This window comes from Curtobacterium sp. PhB142, assembly GCF_004341255.1.
GTDB lineage: Bacteria > Actinomycetota > Actinomycetes > Actinomycetales > Microbacteriaceae > Curtobacterium.
In genome coordinates, this window is the sequence record NZ_SLUT01000008.1 from 125639 (window position 1) to 140378 (window position 14740).

Below are 14740 nucleotides of genomic sequence, written 5' to 3' on the forward strand. Positions count from 1 at the left end.
CGTGCCCCCTAGACAACGTGGTAGCTCTCGATGAGCGACGTGATGATGAGGCCCCAGCCGTCGACCAGCACGAAGAGCAGGATCTTGAACGGCAGCGAGATCATGACCGGCGGGAGCATCATCATGCCCATCGACATGAGCGCCGCGGAGACGACGAGGTCGATCACCAGGAACGGGATGAAGATGACGAACCCGATGATGAAGGCGCTGCGGAGCTCCGAGATGATGAACGCCGGGATGACGGTCGTCATCGGCACGTCGGCCATCGACTTCGGGTTGTCGAGCCCGGCCGCGCGGGTGATCAGGGCGACGTCCTCGTCACGGGTCTGGTGGAGCATGAAGGTCCGCAGCGGCTTCGTGCCGATCTCGACGGCCTGGTTGAAGTCCAGGTGCCCGGCCAGGTAGGGCTGCAGGGCGTCGTCGTTGATGTGTCCGAGGACCGGGGCCATCACGAACAGGGACAGGAACAGCGCCAGGCCCGCGATCACCTGGTTCGGCGGGATCGACTGCAGCCCTAGGGCGTTCCGCGTCATCGCGAGGACGACGAAGATCTTCGTGAACGACGTCATCATGAGCATGAGCGCCGGGGCGACGCTGAGCAGCGTGATGCCGATGAGCGTCACGACGGCCGACGACGGGGTGCCGTCCGGGCCGTTCACGCTGACGCTGAAGTCGCCGTTCGCGGGAGCGGTCGGCGTCGCGGGGGCGGTCGGTTCGACCACGCCGGCGGCGTGGGCGCCGGTCGCGGTGAGCATGAGGAAGCCGGCGACGACCGCCAGCCCGAGCAGGACGAGGGCCAGGACACGTGCCGAGCGGACCGCGGTCACCCGGCCCGCCGGTTCCGCAGTGCGGCGGCTGCCTGCCGCCAGGTGTCGACCGACAGGATCGAGCCCTGCAGCTGCTGCGCGGTCGGCACCGTGGTGCGCTGCGGACGACGGTTGCGCGGGCGCATCGGCAGGGCCTCCGGGAGGGACGTGGGGGCGTCCGCCTGCAGCGCCAGTTCCTGACCGAACGCGTCGGCCGACGGGGCGGGACGCACGGGCAGCTGCACGGGTCCGGTCACGATGGTGAGTTCCGGAGCGGGCGCCTGCGCGCTCGTCAACAGGCTGACGCCCTGCTCGGAGACCCCGAGCACCAGGCGCTCCCCCTCGACGTCGACCACCACGACGCTCGCCTTGCCGCCGAGGCCCTGACGACCGACGACCTCGACGGTCGCCGCACGGCGTCCGGAGGTCTTGCCCGCGAAGCGCTTCTTGCTGGCACGGTGCAGCACCCACATGAGGGCGAGCACGACGCCGAGCGACAGCGCGACGCGGAGCGTGATGAGGAGGGTGTCCACGCGGGGCTCAGAGGGATTCGGCGACGTCGAGGATGCGGGTGATCCGGACGGCGTAGTCCTGGTCGACGACGACGACCTCGCCGTGCGCGATGAGGCGACCGTTCAGCAGGACGTCGGCGGGCGCACCGGCGCTGCGGTCGAGTTCGACGACCGCGCCGGGCTCCATGCCGAGCACGTCGCGGACCGACATGCGGGTCCGGCCGATCTCGACGGTCAGGGTCATCTCGACGTTGTTGATGCGGCCGAGGTTGCCGGCGGGCACCCCGACGGGCGCCGCGGCCGAGACGGTGCCGTGCTCGCGCACCCGGATGCCGAACCAGCCGCTCGGGACACCACCGGCGGTCAGCTCGAACACCACCGTGTCGGGGTCGGCCAACAGCGCCGCCGCCGACTCGCGGCTCGCCTCGCCGAGGACCCCGACGCCGAGCACCGACGCGGCGGCCTCGAGCGACGGACGCAGCACGTCGGTGACGGCCACGATCCCGTGGTCGGTGCCGCCGGCCGCGATCACGGCCTCCAGGTCGGTGAGCACGAGGGCCAGATCGGCCGACAGGCCGCCGACGAACGACGCGACCACGGCGTCGGTCGCCGCTTCGAGCACGACCGGGGTCGCGCCTCCCGGCAGCAGCAGCGCACCCAGCGGGACGGCCGTCGGCAGCTGCGCCGCGAGCGACTCGGCCGCGGTGGTCTGGAGGGTGGTCGTTTCGGTCATCAGTGCTGCTCCGTGCTCGTGGTGGTGACGACGATGCCGGCGAGGCGCGAGCCGTTCGCGCCGACCGCGGCGGTGCCGACGGGTTCACCGTCGACCGCGATGGTGAGGGGGCGGTGCTGCGGGTGCGGCAGCGGCAGGACGTCGCCGACCGCGAGCCGGAGGACCTGCGTCGGCAGGACCGTCGCCGGGGCGAAGCGCAGGCTGACCCCGACGGGGACGCCCGCGAGCTGCGCGTCGAGCAGGGCCTGGGCATCGGCGGGCGACACGTGCGCGGCGGCCTCGCCGAGCTGCGGCAGCACGGCCTCGGCCGGCAGGGCGAGCGTGCCGGGGGCGACGCGGTCGCCGACGCGGATCGAGAACGCCGCGACGATCATCAGGTCGCCCTTCTGGGCGGCCTGTGCGAACTGCGAGTTGAACTGGAAGCCACCGGCCGTGACGTCGTGCGCGAGCAACCCGCCGAACGAGTAGCGGAGGTCGTCGAGGGCGTCCTCGACGATCTTGCGCACGAGGGCCTGCTCGATGGGCGTGAACGTGCGCTCCGGGGTCGGCAGCGGCTTCGAGGCACCGAGCGCGTGCGAGACCCAGGTCAGCGCGGCGTCGAGCGGGACCTGCAGGACGCCCTTCGGGACGACGTCCGCGATCGGCAGCAGCACCATGCCGGTGAGCGCGGGCAGCGAGGCGGCGTACTCGTCGTACGTCACCATCTGCACCTGCTCGCAGGTGACCTGGCTGACGGCACGCACCTTCGCGGTGAGCTGCGTGCCCCACTGCCGCGCGAAGGTCTCGAACGCGAGCTCGAGGACCCGGGCGTGCTCGCGGGCGAGCGTCGACGGGCGCGCGAAGTCGTACACCTCGGGCGCTGGCAGGGTCTCGGTCACGGGTGCGTCTATCGGTCGCCTGTGTGGCACCCGTCAGTGCTGTACCCCGTACTGGGGATGCGGGGTCTCCAGCCCCGTCGGTCGCGCGTCAGCCCTGGCGTGCTCCGTCCTGCGCCTTCGCCAGTGCCGGCATCAGCGCGCTCACGTCCTGGTCGGCGTTCGACAGGACCACGATGTCGACCCTTCGGTTCAGGGCGAGGTCCTGGTCGGTCCCGCCCTTCGCGAGCGGCCGGCTCGACCCGAAACCGACGCTCTGCACGTGGTCGCCCGGCATCCCGCCACGCTCGACGAGGTCGCGCAGCACCCCCGTCGCCCGGGCCGCGCTGAGCTCCCAGTTGGTGGCGTACGGTGCCGTCGAGTTCCGCTGGTCGGCGTGCCCTTCGACGCTGACGTCGTGGTGGCTCGTCTGCAGGACCGGGGCGATCGCGTCCATGATCGACTTCGCCTGGTCGGACAGGTCGGCGCTGTTCGTGCCGAAGTAGGTCTCACTGCCGACGAGGCGGACGATCAGGCCACGGGCGTCGACGGTGAACTGCACGTTCGCGGTCTGCCCCGCCTTCGCGAGGTTCTGCTTGATCGCCTGCTCGATCGCGGTGAGGTCGTCGAGCTCCTTCTGGGCGTCGGCGAGGTCCTGCTTCGTCGCGGTCACCGGCACGACGGTCGACGCGGGGTCGACGTTGGTGTCCTTCGTGCCGGACGACGCCGTCGAGTGGTCGGCCTGCGACTTGTCGGTGGAGTACCCGGATCCGTCCTCGACCTGGTCCTTCGTCACCACCGTTCCGCTGGCGGTGTCGACCTTCTGCGACTTCACCTCGCCGAAGCCCGTCGCCAGGGAGTTCTTCAGGGCGATGTACTTCTCCTGGTCGACCGTCGACATGGCGAACAGCACCAGGAACATGCACATCAGCACCGTGATCATGTCCATGTACGAGGCCATCCAGCGCTCGTCGGGGTGCTCGGCCTCGTCGTGGCCCTTCTTCGCACGACCGCGGCCACGGCCACGGGGGTTGGCGCTCATCGTCAGGCCGCCAGCTGTTGGTCGTCGGCGTCGGCGTCTTGCTTGTTCTTGCCGGCCTTGCTCTTCGAGGTGTCGGTGCGCGCTGCCGGCGGCACCATCGCCTTGAGGCGTTCACCGAGCAGGCGGGGCTGGCTGCCGGACTGGACCGCGAGCAGCCCTTCCATCAGGAGCGTCTGGCGGTCCGACTCGAGCTGTGCGAGCTTCCGGAGCTTGCCGCCGATCGGCAGCCACATGAAGTTCGCGGTGAGCAGGCCCCACAGGGTCGCGACGAACGCGCTCGCGATGAGGGGACCGAGCTCGTCGGGCTTGCCGAGGTTCGCGAGCACGTGGGTCAGGGACACGACGGTGCCGATGATGCCGACCGTCGGGGCGAAGCCGCCGAGACCCATGAAGAACGCACTCGCACTGCGCGTGGGGGCCGCGTTCGACTCGATCTCGTCCTCGAGCAGGATCCGCAGCTCGTCGCCGTCGGTGCCGTCCGCGATGTTCTGCAGCGCCTTCTTCATGAACGGGTCGTCGTGCTTGTCGGCCTCCTGCTCGAGGGCGAGCAGACCGTTCGACCGAGCCGTCTCTGCCAGGCCCACGACGTCGTCGATGACCGACTGCGGCGGCGTGACCTTGCCGGTGAACGCCTTCGGGACGGCCTTGAAGCTCGCGATGGCGTCCTTCAGCGTGGTGCTCGCGATGCCGCAGCCGATGGTGGCACCGAACACGAGCAGCATCGGCGCGGGCAGGAACAGCCCGGCGAGCTCGACGTGCTCCATCTCGACCATGCCGAACAGGGCACCGAAGGCGAGCAGGATCCCGATGATCGTCGCGATGTCCACGTCAGCGACCCCCGTCCTGCGTGCGGAGCGGAGCGACCGCGGCGAGCGTCGGCTGGGGGCCGGTGGCGTTCCGCGTGTTCGGCAGGTCGGTGCCGTAGGCCATGCCGACGATGCGGGCGCGGTACGCGGCGATCAGGTCGATGACGTCGGCCATGGACTCGCGGACGATGTACTTCGCCCCGTCGACCATGATGAGCGTCGTGTCCGGCGTCTCGTGGATGCGCTCCACGAGGTCGGGGTTGACAGCGAATGCGCTGCCGTTGAGTCGTGTGACGACGATCATGGCCCGTCCTGGTTCTCGATCGTCCCGCCGCCGTCCGTGGGGCAGGATGCTGCCCGTCCGTGGGCCTGCACGGAGGTCTATCGGCGGGCGGGGCCGGGGCGTTAGCGACGATCCGGCGGTGGCTCCGCGGATCCGCCGGGAACCGGTGCATCCGATCGGCCCTCACGGCCGGTAGTGGGGGTACGACGTCGATGACGACGCCGTCCGCTCCGGCCCGGACCGGCCCGAAGGAGAACGCCATGCGCAAGACACTCGTCACCGGCCTGAGCGCCGGTGTGCTGTTCGCCGCCGCCGCGGTCGTACTGCCCGCGACCGCCGCCACCGCCGCCACCGGTGAGGCGACACTCTCGGTCCTCCACGCCGTCCCGGACGTCACCGTGGACGTCTACCTCGACGGGAAGCGGGCGATCGACGACTTCACACCCGGCACCCTCGCCGGTCCGATGATGGTGCCGGCAGGTGCACACCAGCTCGCCATCACCGCCTCGGACGCCGCCGACGCCTCGAAACCGATCATCGGACCGGCGGACGTCTCGTTCGACGCGGGCGGCAACTACACCGCCGTCGCACACGACGCGGCGGACGGTTCACCGACCGCCACGGTGTTCACCAACGACACCTCCGCCGTGCCCGCCGGCCACGGGCGTCTCGTCGTCCGGCACGTCGCGGCCGCACCCGCGGTCGACGTCCTCGCCGGCGGGAAGGCCGTCGTCACGAACCTGTCGAACCCGGACGAGCAGGCACTGGAACTCCCGGCCGGCACGGTCTCGGCGAGCGTTGCCGCGACCGGGACGACCGACCCCGTGATCGGCCCGGCAGACGTCGCGGTCACAGCCGGCGCCGACACCATCGTGTACGCGTGGGGCAGCCTGGACGACTCGAACCTCGCGCTCGCCACGCAGACGATCTCGGACCTCGGTGGCACGCCGAACGGCGTCCCCGCCGGCAACGCGGGTCTGGTGGCCACGAACGGTCAGGCCGCTCTGCCGCTCGTCGGTGGTGCAGCAGCAGCCCTGGCCGCAGCTGCCGCGATCGGTGCCGTGCTGCTCCGTCGACGCACCGCAGCGGCCCGCCGCTGAACGTGCGGTCCCCAGTGCGGTCCGTCACGGTGACGGCCATCGTCGTCGCCGTGGCGGTCGCATCCCTGACCGGGTGCTCGTCGGCCGGACACGCCCCCGACGGGCAGCCGCCCGCCCTGCCGACGAGCACCCCCACTCCGGTCCCGACGGCGTTCTCGACCGCGGTGCCGCAGCAGGCAGCCACCATCCCCCCGGTCCGGCGCGCACCGGCTCCGACCGGCATCGTCGTCGACCACGACGGCATCAGCGCCCCCGTCCAGCCCGAGGGCGTCGACGGCAGCGGGGCGATGGGCCTCCCGCCCGACCCCGCGACCGCCGGGTGGTACCGGTTCGGCCCAGCGCCGTCGTCACCGGAGGGTACCGTCGTGATCGCCGCCCACGTCGACGCCGTCGGGTACGGCATCGGACCCTTCGCCCGGCTCCGGGACGTCCCCCGCGGGACGACGGTCACCCTCACCGACGCTGCCGGTGCCGACACCCGGTGGCGGATCGACTCCGTCAGCACGCTCGAGAAGCAGGGCCTCCCCTGGGGCGAGGTGTTCCGCGACGACGGACCGCGCCGACTCGTCCTGGTCACGTGCGGCGGCCGGTTCGACACGAGCACCGGACACTACGAGAGCAACCTCGTCGTCACCGCGGCACCGATCTGACCGTGGCGACCGACGGCCGCTTACGATCAGGTCGTGGTCGACGACGACCGCACCAGCGACAGGAAGACGTGACGACCATCCTCCCGGACGACGGCGAACTCTCGGACGCGTTCAGCGCCGGGGGCGAGCACGCCCTGCGCGCCGTCTACGAACGCTGGTCGTCGCTCGTGTACTCCTTGGCCCTGCGGGCACTGTCGGACCCGGCAGCCGCGGAGGACGTCACGCAGCAGGTCTTCGTGAAGGCCTGGCAGCGGAGCGCCAGCTACGACCCTGCCAGGGCTCCGCTCGGCGCCTGGCTGGTCGGCATCACCCGCAACTGCATCGTCGACGCCCTGAACGATCGCCGTCGGCACGCCAGCGCAGCCGACCCCGAAGTCGTCGAAGCGACGACGCCCGCACCGGAACCGGCGTTCGACCTGGCGGAGCGCGCACTGGTCGCGGGCGAGCTCGACCGACTCGACGAGACACCGAGACGAGTGATGCGACTGGCGTTCTACGACGACCTCAGCCATCGTGAGATCGCCGAACGGCTCGACCTGCCGCTGGGCACCGTGAAGAGCCACATCCACCGGAGTCTGGCTCGGCTCCGAACACGTCTGGAGGTGATCGAATGAAGCACGTCGACGACGAGACCCTGGCGATGCTCGCGGTCTCCGACCAGGTGGCTGAGGACGACGTCGCCGAACACCTGGCGTCCTGCGCCCGGTGCCGCGACGAGGTCGCCGTGCTGCAGCGGGTCGCCGCCGTCACGCGGGCGTCCGACGACCTCGAGCTCATCGCGCCGCCGGACCACGTGTGGGACCGGATCGCGACCGAGATCGCGCAGACGCCGCAGCAGGTGACCGCCCCCCTCGACCCGCGGCCCCACGTCGTGTCTCGTCGACCCCGGTCGGCCACGCGTCGTCGTCTCGTGACGGTCCTCATCGCGGGTGCCGGCGTCCTCGCGGTCGTCCTGGGCATCGGCGTGGCGTCCGGCGTCGTCCCCGGGTTGCCCCGTGGCGACACCGAGACCGTCCTCGCGAACACCGAACTCGCGGCGCTCCCCGGCTGGTCCGGCACGTCCGGTACCGCCGAACTCGAACGCGACCGGGACGGGCGGGTGACGCTCGTGGTCGACCTGCACGGTGAACGCGGTCGATCCGGTACCGGTCCGCTCCGCGAAGTCTGGATGATGCGGTCCGACCTCGCCGGCCTGGTGAGCGTCGGCTACCTGGACGGCGACCGCGGCACCTTCACCGTGCCCGCCGACCTGGACACCGCGCGGTTCCCCGTGGTCGACGTCTCCGCCGAGGCGGACGACGGCGACCCGGCGCACTCCGGCGACTCGATCGTGCGCGGGACGCTGACCGATCCCTGAGCAACAGACGCAACGCCGGCTGATCGCGTGCCGACGATCAACTGCCACATTTGTTGCATTTCCGCTTACAATTGCGCCATGTCCGCATCAACCGAGAGCAAGCTCGCCGGGCTCGCAGCCGGGCAGTGGGGCATGCTCACTGCCGCGCAAGCCACCGAAGCGGGTGTCGCGCGGAGCACGCTGCTGCGACGAGAGCAGACCGGCGCGCTCGAACGCATGCGTCACGGCGTGTACCGCCTGCCTGGCGCTCCCGTCGACCCCGCAGACGACATCCGCGCCGCGTGGCTCGCCTCGGATCCCTCGACCATCGGGCGTGACCGACTGGACGACCCCGACGTCACCGTCGGTGGAGCAGCGGCCGCGGCGGTACACGGCATCGGCGACCTCTCCCCTGCCCCGTACCTGCTCTACACGTCGACGCGGCGGCGCACTCGACACGATGACGTCCGCTACAGCACACGCCCCGTGCCAGCCGAAGACGTGATGATCCTGGACGGTCTCCCCGTCACGACACGCGAGCGCACGATCGCCGACCTGCTCGACGAGCCCGGCGCTGACATCTCGACCGTCGCGGACGCACTGCGCGACGCAGAGCTCTCGGGCGCCGATGTCGACGTGCAGTCCTTGATCGAGCACCTGGATCCGATGGCGAAGGGTCTCGGCCTCGACGACGGTGCCGCCCTGTACCAGCGCCTCCGCTCCCTGACGCAGGTGGACGAGGTCCGGCTGCGGGACCTCATCGCGCACACGGACATCGTCGAGCAGGTGGACGCCGCGGTGGAGGCTCACCTGCGAGAGGCACTCGAGGCCGTGACGGCGCAGATCGACCGGCAGACGCGCACCGTCATCGAGCCGGTGCTCCGTTCCGAAGCAGTCGAGACGCCGACGGCGCAGTCAGGGCGTCCCTCCCGGATCGGGGTGCCGAAGGTCGTACTCCCGCCGGGCCTCCTGCCGAAGACCACGCTGCCTCCGTCGACGCTCGCGCTGATCGACCAGATCGCTCAGAAGTCGACGCGACCGTCCGGCGCGAGGCGCGACGGTACGTCCCATCCGACCACCCAGCCCGAGGAGACCGACGAACGGTGAGCAAGCCAGAGCACTACGCGACCCCGCTGGCCACGATGCAGGCGATCACAGCCGCCGCGCGCGCTGCGTCGCCGGCGATGGGCCTGCGGGTGAGTGACCTTCGGAGCTACCTCGTTTTCGACCGGTTCCTGGTCCGGGTGTTCCGCGATCCGCGGCATGCGTTCATCCTGAAGGGTGGCACGAGGATGCTCGCCTTCATCCCGACCGCACGCGCCACGGTCGACGTGGACCTGGAGACCACGCTCGGCCTCGACGACGCCGTGAAGCACCTCTCCGACCTCGTCAGTGTGGACATCGGCGATCGCCTCCGTTTCCGACTCGTGTCCCGTTCGGACGGCGGTGGCGACGACCAGCCCAACCTGTCGGTGGCTCGCCTGGCGTTCCGCGCCGACGAGACGCGGGAGGTGGTGAAGATCGACCTCGCGGTGCACGCGCGGGCTGGTGCCGCGACCGTCGTCGCCGCTCCGGCTTTCCGTGTCCCCCTGACCCGATCCGTGGAGTCCGTCGACTACCTCATGATCGCGATCGAGCAGCAGATCGCCGACAAGGCCGCTGCGATGATGGAGACGCGGCACGTGGGCGGGGACGGCCGCTCCTCGCGAGCGAAGGACCTCGTCGATCTCGCCCTGATCGCGGTGCATCTGCCCTGCGGCGCGCGCGCACTCCGCGGTGCGGTCGCGTGGCAGGTGGGCGAGCGAGGAATCGAGCCATTCGTCGCGGTCGACGCCTCTGATGCGATCCAGCGCGGGTACCGGAAGGCGGCGCAGCGTGCGGTGGGTCTCACTGAGGACTGGCGAGAAGCGGAGTCGCTGGCGAACGGGATGCTGGGTCCCGCGCTGGACGGCTCGGTGACCGAAGGTCGGTGGGATCCAGAGCTGAAGGCCTGGGTCCCGCTCCGCTGACGGCGTCGGACAGTCGCCCTGTCCCCCGAATTCTCAGCTGTGATGTATTCGAGACCTCGTGCCGGGCAACGGGTGTCGTTCTCCAGTCGTTTTATCTCATGAGCGTGTTACGTTGGCGCCATGTCCGACACCACCACCGTCGTCTCGCCGGCCACCCCGGCATCCGCCGCCCCGCTCCGCGAGGTCGGTGCCCTCATCCGGGGCGCCCGCAAGGGCCGCAGCATGACCCAGGCGCAGCTCGCCGAACGCGTCGGCACCAGCCAGAGCGCGATCAACCGCATCGAACAGGGCGGGCAGAACCTGTCCCTCGAGATGCTCACCCGCATCAGTGACGCCCTCGACCAGCAGATCGTCTCGATCGGCGGCGCCCCGCAGCGTGCCCACCTGCGCGTGCAGGGCGGCCGGAAGCTCAGCGGCTCCATCGCCGTCAACTCGAGCAAGAACGCCGCCGTCGCGCTGCTCTGCGCCTCGCTCCTCAACCGCGGCGTCACCCGCCTGCACAAGGTCGCCCGGATCGTCGAGGTCGACCGGATCATCGACGTCCTCCGCAGCCTCGGCGCGAGCGTCACGTGGTCCGAGGACGGCGAGACCCTCGAGATCGTCGCCCCGTCCGACCTGCACCTCGACGCGATCGACGCCGACGCCGCCCGCCGCACCCGCAGCGTCCTGATGTTTCTCGGCCCGCTCAGCGGCCGGTACGAGTCCTTCCGGCTCCCCTACGCCGGCGGCTGCGACCTCGGCACCCGCACGGTCGAACCGCACCTCATCGCGCTGCGCCCCTTCGGCGTCGACGTCGAGGCGACCTCCGGCTGGTACGAGGTCGGCGTCGCGAACCAGGACGTCCCCACGAAGTCCGTCGTCCTCACCGAGCGCGGCGACACCGTCACCGAGAACGCGATCCTCGCCGCGGCCGCCCGCGACGGCGAGACCGTCATCCGCAACGCCAGCCCCAACTACATGGTGCAGGACCTCTGCTTCTTCCTCGAGCTGCTCGGGGTGCAGGTCGAGGGCATCGGCACCACGACGCTCCGCATCACCGGCAAGAGCCGCATCGACGAGGTCGTAGACTACTGGCCGAGCGAGGACCCGGTCGAGGCGATGAGCCTGCTGACCGCCGGCATCGTCACCGACTCCACGCTCACCGTCACCCGGGCGCCGATCGAGTTCCTCGAGATCGAGCTCGCGACCCTGGCCGAGATGGGCCTGCGGTTCGACGTCACCGACGAGTACCCGGCAGCGAACGGCCGCACCCGCCTGGTCGACATCACCGTGCACCCGTCCGAGCTGCACGCCCCGATCGACAAGATCCACGCGATGCCGTTCCCCGGGCTGAACATCGACAACCTGCCGTTCTTCGTGGTCATCGCCGCGATGGCCGAGGGCACCACGCTCGTGCACGACTGGGTGTACGAGGGCCGGGCGATCCACCTGCTCGACCTGACCCGTCTCGGCGCGAGCGTCACCCTGCGCGACCCGCACCGCCTCGACGTCACCGGTCCGACGCACTTCTCCGGTGCCGAGATCAGCTGCCCGCCGGCCCTCCGCCCCGCGGTGGTCATCCTGCTGGCGATGCTCGCGGCGAAGGGCGAGAGCGTCCTGCGCAACGTGGGCATCATCGCCCGCGGCTACGAGCAGCTGCAGGAGCGCCTCAACTCCCTCGGCGCGTCCATCGAGACGTTCCACGACTGAGGCGACCGCCTGCCCGCGTGACCCGACGGCCCGTCCCCGCAAGTGGGGACGGGCCGTCACCCGTTCTGCGCGGATCGACCCGTGCCTCCAGGCTGATGCGCAGGAGCGCTCCACCACCCACCCAGGCGACCAGTGCTGGATGGGGTGATGGCCACGAGATCGCTCTTGACCGTCCCCCTGTTCACCACGGTCGCGGCCGCCGCGGCGGCCTGGTTCGTCCTCGGCCCCGCGGCCGCCCTGGCGTTCGTCGCGCTCGCGCTCCTCGAGATCGCGATGGCCGCCGACTCGTCGGTGCCGATGGCCGGCATCGCCGGACGACTGCACTCCCCCGCCCGACGGCTGTTCCTGTCGCTCGGGATCGTCGCGGGCGTCCTCGCGATGCGGCTGCTCCTGCCGCCGGCTGCGGTCGCGGTCGGCGACGCGACCGACCCCGCGAGCTCCGTGCAGGAAGCCGTCTTCGCCCCCGGCTCGTTCTCGGCGCACCTCGCCGAGGTGCGGCCCGCCCTCGCCGCCTTCGGCGCCGCCTTCATCTGGCTCGTGTTCGCCGAGTACCTGTTCAACACCGACCGTGCGTCGCGCAGGTCCTGGCTGGGCCGCCTGGAGGCCCGGCTCGCCGCCGTCGCGCGTCCTCGCGTCTGGTCGCTGGTCACCGCTGCGACGGGGGTCGCCGTCACGGCCGTCCTCGTCGGCGTCGACCGCGCGTGGTCGCCGGGAGCCCTGCTGCCGGTCGTGCTCGGCGGTGCGGCGGGCATCGCCGCGTACCTCGGGTCGAAGCGCGTCGCCGCCTGGGCGCTCGACGGGGTCGGCTCGGACACCGCGTCGATCGGGGTCGGGCGGGGTGCCTGGCGGATCCACGCCTACGCGTCGACCGTCGTGTTCGAGCGGGGGCTCGTGGTGTTCATGCTGTTCGAGATCCTGGACGGCGTGTACAGCCTGTCCGGGTCCGGGACCCTCGGCGCCGACGGCCTCGGAGCGCTCGAACAGGCGGCGGTCGCGGTGGCGGCGATCGGCGTCGGTGCCGTGTTCCTGGCGCGGTTGACCTCGCGGTTGGACGAGGCCGCGGGGCTGAAGCGGCTGCGGTACCTGAAGGCCGGGGCGGCGTACGTGCTCGGGGTGCTCGCGGTGCTGCTGTGGGCGAGCCTGCTCGTGCCGATCCCGGGGGCCGTCGTCGCCTGGTTCGGCAGCGTGGTGATCGGTTCGGCGCTCGCGAGCTCGTTGCCGTGGCGGGCGTGGTGGCGGCGGGTGGCGCGGCGCCCGCACCCAGTCTGATCGCGCGTCTGGAAGGATCCACCGGTGATCGGCGTTGACTTGCGGGTCGGACGACGATCGGAGTGCACGTGCTGGGTCCTGAACTGGTGGTCGTCCTCGGCCTCGCCATCGCACTGACGGCGGGGATCGCGGACCGGATCCGGGTGGCCCCTCCGGTGCTGCTGCTCGTCTTCGGCGCTGCGCTGGCCTTCGTGCCGGAGTTCGCGGACGTCGAGCTGCCGGCCGACGCCGTCCTGCTGTTGTTCCTGCCGGCGCTCCTGTACTGGGAGAGCCTGACGACGTCGCTCCGCGAGATCCGGAAGAACCTGCGCGGCATCGTCCTGATGGGCACCCTGCTCGTCGTCGCCACGGCGGGCGCCGTCGCCGTCCTGCTCCACCTGCTCGGCATGCCGTGGGGTCCGGCCTGGGTGCTCGGCGCCGCCGTGGCCCCGACCGACGCGACCGCGGTCGGGGTGCTCACGAAGATGCTGCCGCGCCGGAACGTCACCGTGCTGCGGGCGGAGAGCCTGGTGAACGACGGCACGACCCTCGTCGTGTACGGCATCGCGGTCGCCGTCACGGTGGGCACGCAGGAACTCACGTTCTGGGGCGTCTCGGGGATGCTCGTCCTGTCGTACCTCGGTGGGGTCGCCGCGGGGCTCGCCGCGGCGTGGGTCGGCACGCTCGTGCTGCGCCGGGTCGACACCGTGGTGCTCGAGAACCTCGTCACGCTCCTCGTGCCGTTCGGTGCGTTCCTGGCTGCCGAGGCGATCGGCGCCTCCGGTGTGCTCGCCGTGGTGGCGGCCGGCATCGTCGTCAGCCAGGTCGGGCCGAAGCTCGACCGCGCCGAGACCCGGCAGCAGGTCCGCGCCTTCTGGTCGTTCCTGACGTTCCTGCTCAACGGTGCACTGTTCGTCCTGGTCGGCATCGAGGCGATGGTCGCGGCCCGGGCGCTGACGCCGTCCGAGCTGCTCCGCGCCGTCGGCGTCGTCCTGGCCGTCGCGGTCGTGCTCGTCGTGGTCCGGTTCGCGTTCCTCAACGCCGCGGGCGGCACCGTCTGGCTCGTCACCCGTCGCACGGGAGGCGCGCCCCGCGAGGGCCACCGCGACCGGCTCGTGAGCGGCTTCGCCGGGTTCCGCGGCGCGGTCTCGCTGGCGATGGCCGTCGCCGTCCCCCGCGTTCTGGAGTCCGGAGCGGACTTCCCGGACCGCGACCTCATCGTCTTCGTCACGGCGGGCGTGGTCGTCGTCACCATCGTCGGTCAGGCACTCGTGCTGCCGGCGGTCCTGCGGCGGGCTGCGCTGCCCGAGGACGAGTCGGTCGGTGAGGAACGTCGCTACGCCGAGCGGACCGCGATCGAGGAGGCCCTCGACGCCCTGCCGCGGTTGGCACGGTCGACCGGAGCCGACCAGGCCACCGTCGACCGGGTGCGCAAGGACTACGAGGCGCACCTGGACGTCATCCAGGCGCGCGAGGAGGACGACGACGAGCACCCGGCGGTGCAGCGGCACGACACCGCCGTCGCGCTCGAGCTCGCCCTGGTGCAGCACAAGGCCGCGACCCTGCTGCGGCTCCGTGACTCGGACGAGATCGACGACCTGGTGCTCCGCCAGGTCCGCGCCGGCTACGACGCGGAAGAGGCGCGACTCGACGGCATCACCCCCGCCTGACC

The 14740-nt window shown here is 71.4% G+C and carries 16 protein-coding genes; 9 read left to right on the top strand and 7 right to left on the bottom strand.

What is annotated here, in order from left to right:
• Positions 1-8: 8 nt before the first annotated feature.
• From fliP to EDF31_RS16080, 7 genes are all read right to left on the bottom strand, one after another.
• Positions 9-755 carry a flagellar type III secretion system pore protein FliP gene (fliP, locus tag EDF31_RS16050; RefSeq protein WP_228505755.1) on the bottom strand — a complete coding sequence of 249 codons (747 nt, stop codon included), beginning with the start codon at positions 753-755 and terminating at the stop codon, positions 9-11.
• A gap of 68 nt (positions 756-823) precedes the next feature.
• Positions 824-1339 carry a flagellar biosynthetic protein FliO gene (locus EDF31_RS16055; RefSeq protein WP_131846854.1) on the bottom strand — a complete coding sequence of 172 codons (516 nt, stop codon included), beginning with the start codon at positions 1337-1339 and terminating at the stop codon, positions 824-826.
• A gap of 7 nt (positions 1340-1346) precedes the next feature.
• Complete coding sequence (gene fliN / locus EDF31_RS16060; protein WP_123292757.1) at positions 1347-2051, bottom strand: flagellar motor switch protein FliN; 705 nt, start codon at positions 2049-2051, stop codon at positions 1347-1349.
• Entirely contained in the window at positions 2051-2929 is an 879-nt protein-coding gene (locus EDF31_RS16065; RefSeq protein WP_123292756.1) for a flagellar motor switch protein FliM, read from the bottom strand. Before EDF31_RS16065 ends, fliN begins: the two co-directional genes overlap by 1 nt.
• Before the next feature lie 88 nt (positions 2930-3017).
• Entirely contained in the window at positions 3018-3947 is a 930-nt protein-coding gene (locus EDF31_RS16070) for a flagellar motor protein MotB (RefSeq protein WP_131846855.1), read from the bottom strand.
• 2 nt (positions 3948-3949) lie between these two features.
• Complete coding sequence (locus tag EDF31_RS16075; protein WP_131846856.1) at positions 3950-4774, bottom strand: MotA/TolQ/ExbB proton channel family protein; 825 nt, start codon at positions 4772-4774, stop codon at positions 3950-3952.
• 1 nt (position 4775) lies between these two features.
• Complete coding sequence (locus tag EDF31_RS16080) at positions 4776-5057, bottom strand: flagellar FlbD family protein (RefSeq protein ID WP_123938088.1); 282 nt, start codon at positions 5055-5057, stop codon at positions 4776-4778.
• A 239-nt stretch (positions 5058-5296) separates the two neighbouring features.
• Between EDF31_RS16080 and EDF31_RS16085 the strand changes: the two genes are divergently transcribed.
• The 9 genes from EDF31_RS16085 to EDF31_RS16125 all read left to right on the top strand — a co-directional run bounded on the left by EDF31_RS16085 (position 5297) and on the right by EDF31_RS16125 (position 14738).
• Positions 5297-6136, top strand: a complete 840-nt coding sequence (locus EDF31_RS16085; protein ID WP_131846857.1) for a DUF4397 domain-containing protein — start codon at positions 5297-5299, stop codon at positions 6134-6136.
• Between the two features lie 29 nt (positions 6137-6165).
• On the top strand, positions 6166-6786 hold the full coding sequence (locus tag EDF31_RS16090) for a class F sortase (RefSeq protein ID WP_131846858.1): 621 nt from the start codon (positions 6166-6168) through the stop codon (positions 6784-6786).
• Between the two features lie 68 nt (positions 6787-6854).
• On the top strand, positions 6855-7400 hold the full coding sequence (locus EDF31_RS16095; RefSeq protein WP_131846859.1) for a sigma-70 family RNA polymerase sigma factor: 546 nt from the start codon (positions 6855-6857) through the stop codon (positions 7398-7400).
• Positions 7397-8143, top strand: a complete 747-nt coding sequence (locus tag EDF31_RS16100; RefSeq protein ID WP_131846860.1) for an anti-sigma factor — start codon at positions 7397-7399, stop codon at positions 8141-8143. Before EDF31_RS16095 ends, EDF31_RS16100 begins: the two co-directional genes overlap by 4 nt.
• Positions 8144-8221: 78 nt before the next feature.
• Positions 8222-9229, top strand: a complete 1008-nt coding sequence (locus tag EDF31_RS16105; RefSeq protein WP_131846861.1) for a type IV toxin-antitoxin system AbiEi family antitoxin domain-containing protein — start codon at positions 8222-8224, stop codon at positions 9227-9229.
• Entirely contained in the window at positions 9226-10131 is a 906-nt protein-coding gene (locus EDF31_RS16110; RefSeq protein WP_131846862.1) for a nucleotidyl transferase AbiEii/AbiGii toxin family protein, read from the top strand. Before EDF31_RS16105 ends, EDF31_RS16110 begins: the two co-directional genes overlap by 4 nt.
• Before the next feature lie 120 nt (positions 10132-10251).
• On the top strand, positions 10252-11820 hold the full coding sequence (locus tag EDF31_RS16115) for a UDP-N-acetylglucosamine 1-carboxyvinyltransferase (RefSeq protein WP_185002989.1): 1569 nt from the start codon (positions 10252-10254) through the stop codon (positions 11818-11820).
• 147 nt (positions 11821-11967) lie between these two features.
• Complete coding sequence (locus tag EDF31_RS16120; protein ID WP_131846863.1) at positions 11968-13089, top strand: DUF475 domain-containing protein; 1122 nt, start codon at positions 11968-11970, stop codon at positions 13087-13089.
• Between the two features lie 68 nt (positions 13090-13157).
• Complete coding sequence (locus EDF31_RS16125; protein ID WP_131846864.1) at positions 13158-14738, top strand: Na+/H+ antiporter; 1581 nt, start codon at positions 13158-13160, stop codon at positions 14736-14738.
• Positions 14739-14740 lie beyond the last annotated feature (2 nt).

What these genes read in the sequence shown, in the direction of transcription:
- fliP (WP_228505755.1), bottom strand. Translation starts at nt 755, where the DNA reads ATGCTCACCGCGACCGGCGCCCACGCCGCCGGCGTGGTCGAACCGACC.
- fliN (WP_123292757.1), bottom strand. Translation starts at nt 2,051, where the DNA reads ATGACCGAAACGACCACCCTCCAGACCACCGCGGCCGAGTCGCTCGCG.
- EDF31_RS16070 (WP_131846855.1), bottom strand. Translation starts at nt 3,947, where the DNA reads ATGAGCGCCAACCCCCGTGGCCGTGGCCGCGGTCGTGCGAAGAAGGGC.
- EDF31_RS16080 (WP_123938088.1), bottom strand. Translation starts at nt 5,057, where the DNA reads ATGATCGTCGTCACACGACTCAACGGCAGCGCATTCGCTGTCAACCCC.
- EDF31_RS16085 (WP_131846857.1), top strand. Translation starts at nt 5,297, where the DNA reads ATGCGCAAGACACTCGTCACCGGCCTGAGCGCCGGTGTGCTGTTCGCC.
- EDF31_RS16100 (WP_131846860.1), top strand. Translation starts at nt 7,397, where the DNA reads ATGAAGCACGTCGACGACGAGACCCTGGCGATGCTCGCGGTCTCCGAC.
- EDF31_RS16105 (WP_131846861.1), top strand. Translation starts at nt 8,222, where the DNA reads ATGTCCGCATCAACCGAGAGCAAGCTCGCCGGGCTCGCAGCCGGGCAG.
- EDF31_RS16115 (WP_185002989.1), top strand. Translation starts at nt 10,252, where the DNA reads ATGTCCGACACCACCACCGTCGTCTCGCCGGCCACCCCGGCATCCGCC.
- EDF31_RS16120 (WP_131846863.1), top strand. Translation starts at nt 11,968, where the DNA reads ATGGCCACGAGATCGCTCTTGACCGTCCCCCTGTTCACCACGGTCGCG.